This window comes from Acidobacteriota bacterium (genome assembly GCA_003696075.1).
Taxonomy (GTDB): Bacteria; Acidobacteriota; Polarisedimenticolia; order J045; family J045; genus J045.
The window spans coordinates 1-4,356 of the sequence record RFHH01000199.1; the positions used below are offsets into that span (position 1 = coordinate 1).

Sequence of the window (4,356 nt, forward strand, 5' to 3'; positions counted from 1 at the left end):
GGCCCACACCGGCCTCGTCGGTGCCCGCGACGCGCGAGTAGCCGGCGCGCCGCAGCGCGCGCTCACGGCGGCGCAGTCGCTCGCGTCGGCGGCGATCGGGGAGCGGCGCCATCGGGCGCCGATTCTATAATCCTCGCCCGCCGGTGCGAGGGGCGCCGGTCCGGCGCGGCGCGCGCCGCAGGAGGGCTCGGATGTCCGGCGCCCACGCGTTCTTCATCACGATCGAAGGGATCGAGGGAGCCGGCAAGTCGACGCAGGCGGGGCTCCTCGCGCGTGCCATGCGCCGCGCGGGGGGCTCCTGTCTCGAAACGCGGGAGCCGGGCGGCGGAGCCGGTCGAGTGGGGCCGGCGCTCCGCGATCTCCTTCGCGATCCGACGGTGTGGCGCGAGCTCGGTCTTGCCGAGATCTACCTCTACGCGGCGGCCCGGGCGCACCACGTGGAGTCGGTGATCCGGCCGGCGCTCGATCGCGGGTGCCACGTCGTGTGCGACCGGTTTCTCGATTCCACCCGCGCGTACCAGGGCGCCGGTCGCGGTCGCGACCCCGGGCTGATCGAAGCCCTCCATCGCCTTCCGCCGCTCGACCTGAGGCCCCATCGGACGATCCTTCTCGACCTCGACCCGCGCGACGGCCTTGCCCGAGCGGCGGCGCGTCCGGGAAGGCCCCGGGGCTACGACGAGGAGGACGTCGCCTTCTTCCGCCGGGTCCGGGAAGGATTCCTGCGCATCGCGGAACGAGAGCCGTCCCGCGTGTGCGTCGTGGACGCGTCCCCTCCCGCACGCGAGGTGCACGAGGCCGTCGTCGGCGCGGTGCGCGACCTTTTCCCGGGGATCGCACCCCTCGACCGGGTCGAATGACCGATTGGCTTCCACTCGCCCGCCTCAGGGGCCAGCGCCGCGCCCGATCGCGCCTCGAGGCGCTCGCCGCCTCCGGGGGGCCCGTGCCGCCGCTCCTGTTCGCCGGCCCGGAAGGGGTGGGCAAGCGCACGGCGGCCCTCGGGTTCGCGGCGGCTTTGGTCTGCCTGTCGCCGGATGGCGGCGAGCCCTGCGGCGCGTGCAGCGCCTGCCGGCGGATCGGGGAGGCCGATCACGTCACGGCGCTGCGCGCCGACGCTCCGGCGACGGCGCCTCCGCGCGTCTATCCCGACGCAGGTCTCGTGTCGGTGCCGCCGCGGCGGACGCGGATCTCGGTCCTCCAGGCGCGCGACATCGCGCTCTCCCTCTCCCAGCATCCGTTCGAACTCTCGCGGCGGATCTACATCGTCGACCCGGCCGAGCGCATGACGCCTGCGGGGTTGAACGCCCTGTTGAAGACACTCGAGGAGCCGCCCGATTTCGGGGTGCTCATCCTCGTCACCACCGTGCCAGCGGCGCTGCCGATCACCGTGCGGTCGCGCCTCCAGCTCGTCCGCTTCGGGCCGCTCGAGCATGAGGACCTGATCGAGGTGCTGGACGCGAAGGGGCTGCCCCGCGAGGAGGCGGTGGCGCGGGCCCGCGTCGCCGAGGGGAGCCCGGGCCGGGCCCTGGCCGCCGATCTCGACCGGTTGCAGCAGACCGCCTCGGTCTGGGAACGGGCGCTCCTCCGGCTCGACCGGGGCGAACCTCCCGGTGCCGTCGCGATCGAGGCGGCCCAGCATCTGGGCGGGTCGGCCGAGGAGGCGGAGGCGGCCTTGCGTTTCCTGCTCGGCATGCTGCGCGACGCGCTCAGGGAGCCGGAGAGCGCGCTCGGCCGCACGGCCGCCCGCCTCGCCGGCCCCCTGCTCCGGCCCATCGACACCGTCGAACGGCTCCGCTACGAACTCGTCGCGATCAACCGGAACCCGAGACTCGCCGTCGAAGGGGCGGTGCTGGCCCTGGCCGGCCGGCTCCCGGAGCGGATCTCCTCGCTCTGATCGCCGGGCTATGATCGGAGGCGCGCCGCCCCGGAGAAGGGGCCCGCGAGCGAGGGATCCGATCATGTCCTCCCCAGGACCCAACCGGCCGGCCGTGAGCGTCAAGATCGACGACCAGACCCGGCGTGGCGTCTACGCCAACCGGGTGATCGTCTCGCACACTCCTCACGAGTTCGTCATCGACTTCGTGTCGGACCTCCCCCCGGGACCGCAGATCGTCTCGAGGGTGGTGACCGCCCCCGTCCACGCCGCCGCGCTTCTCGACACGCTGAGGGAGAACCTCGGCCGCTACGAGCAGAGCTTCGGCCCGATCCGTCCGCCCCGGCCCGGGGCGGAAGCCTGACGGCTCCGCACCCGCCCGCGGCCTCTCGCCGGCGGCCCGCCGTCCGGGCCCGGCCGCGGAATCGGGCGCCCGCCCGGTGCGGGGCGATCCGCCGGCCTGCCGCGCCGGGCCTGCACCCAGCCGCCCGCCCGCGCTTTTCGCTCACCCCGTCGCGGGCGCCGTCCCGTGGGAGCGCCGGAGCGCCGGCTCAGTCCCCTTCCCCCGCCGCCGCCCCAGCGCTCGACAGCAGGAGGCCGCGCGCGAGATCGAGCGCGAACGGGCGGCGGGCGAGCGCGTCCAGCCCGATGAAGCCCCCCGTCACCACGCCCGTCATCCGGGCGCGCTCGGGGACGCGCAGGACCGGTACGTCCTCGAGTTCGACGACCGTCCCGCCGAGCGCCAGCCGAACCCGCGCGAGCCGGCCGGCCAGCCGCCGGACTCCCCCGTAGGCGGCCACGCTGCCCGCCTCGGCGCGCCGCAGACCGGGAAGCCCGTCGGCCGCCGTCTCCGAGAGGATCGTCCGAGCCGCACCGGTGTCGACGACGGCCAGCACCGCCTTTCGGAACGACCCGGCGGCGATGGTCACGGGCGCGAGAAGCTGTCCCTCGATCCGGTACAGCGGCACGGCGGAGGGGCCGGCGACCGCCGGTTCGCGAGCCAGCGGGTCGGGGGACCGCTCGGCGTTCTCGCCCCGGACCAACCGGAGGCGGCCGTGCCGGGGGTCGATCGCCGCCACCAGGCCCGAGAAGAGGTCGAATCCGATCAGGCCGCGGTACAGGCCGCGGGGATGGAGGTCGCCCGCGGCCGCCACCCCCAGCGCGTCCTCGAAACGAAGGGGGCCCAGGTCGAGGGAGGAGAGGAGGCCGCGCCGGACACTGTGCGCCCGGCGACCCCCACCCCCCACCAGGGTTCCCGGCGCCAGCTCCTCCATCCCGGCCGAGCGGGCCGCCCGCGCGTCCAGGTGGAGCCCGGAGGCGCCGCTGTCGAGCAGGAGCGGCAGCCGCGCCCGCTTCCCCACCGCGGCGCGGAGGAGCCATCCCGCCACCCGGCCCCGGCCCGCGGGGATCGGAAGGAGCGGGATCTCGGCCGGCAGGTCGGACCGCACGCGCCGCCACACGGGGCGGTCGCCGAGGGCGTGGAGGAAGGCGATCTGGTCGGCGGCTGCCCGGATCCGCGGCGGCGGCTCCCCCCGCCGCGCGCCCGCGTCGAGGTAGGTCTCCAGTTTCCGGAGCCGTTCCGCCCGCGACTCGGCCACCTCGGCGGCGTACCAGAGCGCGGTCGGATCGGAGGGGTCGAGCTCGAGTGCGCGCCGGAGGGCGGCCCGCGCCGCCTCCGGCCGCCACCGGGAGGCCAAGTACTGGCCGAGCACGCGCCAGGCGAGTTCCGCCGACGGATCGGCCCTCGCGGCCCGCCGCGCCGCCCCCGCGGCCAGCTCCGGCCAGCCGCAGCGCCACGCGAACGCGGCGAGCAGCGCCTGCCCCGCCGGATCCCGGGGCGCCAGCGCCTCGACACCGTCCCTCCACCCGCAAGGGCCCGCCGTGTCGGCCAGCGCGCCCGCCAGCAGGAAGGCCTCGACGCGGCAGTCGGGCTCGTCCGACGCGAAGCCTGCCGCGAGAACGGCCGGCAGGTCGGCTCGCTCCTCGCCTCCGCGCACCACGGGGTCGGTGGGACACGAAGCGCGCGCCGGCGCCGCCGCGAGCAACACGGCCAGCGCCCACCGAGCGAGAACCGCCGGCCCTCGCCTCAACGTTCCTCCCCGGGCGGCGCCAGGCGCGCCACGAGTTCGAGGTGTGCGGTCTGTGGGAACATGTCGACGGCCGCGACCGCCTGCGCGCGGAACCCCTGCTCCGCCAGCCGGGCGAGATCGCGCGCGAGCGTCGCCGGATGGCACGACACGAGCACGAGGCGCCCGGGGGCGAGGCGGGCCAAACGGGCGGGCACGTCGCGATCGAGACCTGCTCGGGGCGGGTTCGCCACCACGGCGTCGAACCGCTCCCCACCGGCGAGAAGCCTCTCGAGGGTCCGGCCCACGTCCCCGGCGATGAACCGGACGCGCGGCCGCGGTGCGCGGCGCGCGAGGCCGCGCCCCGTGCGGACGGCGCCGGCGTCGCGCTCCACCGCGACGATCTCCCCGCCCTCCCCC

At 76.4% G+C, this 4,356-nt stretch carries 5 protein-coding genes; 3 read left to right on the plus strand and 2 right to left on the minus strand.

What is annotated here, in order from left to right; translation table 11 throughout:
• Positions 1-191: 191 nt before the first annotated feature.
• The 3 genes from tmk (at position 192) to D6718_12940 (ending at position 2,234) form a co-directional block, all read left to right on the plus strand.
• Positions 192-857: a dTMP kinase gene (tmk, locus tag D6718_12930; protein RMG43124.1), complete on the plus strand. Its 666-nt coding sequence runs from the start codon at positions 192-194 to the stop codon at positions 855-857.
• On the plus strand, positions 854-1,891 hold the full coding sequence (locus tag D6718_12935; protein RMG43125.1) for a hypothetical protein: 1,038 nt from the start codon (positions 854-856) through the stop codon (positions 1,889-1,891). The genes tmk and D6718_12935 overlap by 4 nt, the downstream gene beginning before the upstream one ends.
• Before the next feature lie 64 nt (positions 1,892-1,955).
• Positions 1,956-2,234: a DUF3467 domain-containing protein gene (locus D6718_12940; protein ID RMG43126.1), complete on the plus strand. Its 279-nt coding sequence runs from the start codon at positions 1,956-1,958 to the stop codon at positions 2,232-2,234.
• Positions 2,235-2,421: 187 nt separating this feature from the next.
• Here the strand turns inward: D6718_12940 and D6718_12945 are convergent, their stop codons facing one another.
• Both D6718_12945 and D6718_12950 read right to left on the minus strand, forming a co-directional pair.
• Positions 2,422-3,960 carry a hypothetical protein gene (locus D6718_12945; GenBank protein RMG43127.1) on the minus strand — a complete coding sequence of 513 codons (1,539 nt, stop codon included), beginning with the start codon at positions 3,958-3,960 and terminating at the stop codon, positions 2,422-2,424.
• A partial coding sequence (locus D6718_12950) for a 23S rRNA (uracil-5-)-methyltransferase RumA (protein ID RMG43128.1) occupies positions 3,957-4,356 on the minus strand: 400 nt, incomplete at its 5' end. The genes D6718_12945 and D6718_12950, both read right to left, overlap by 4 nt.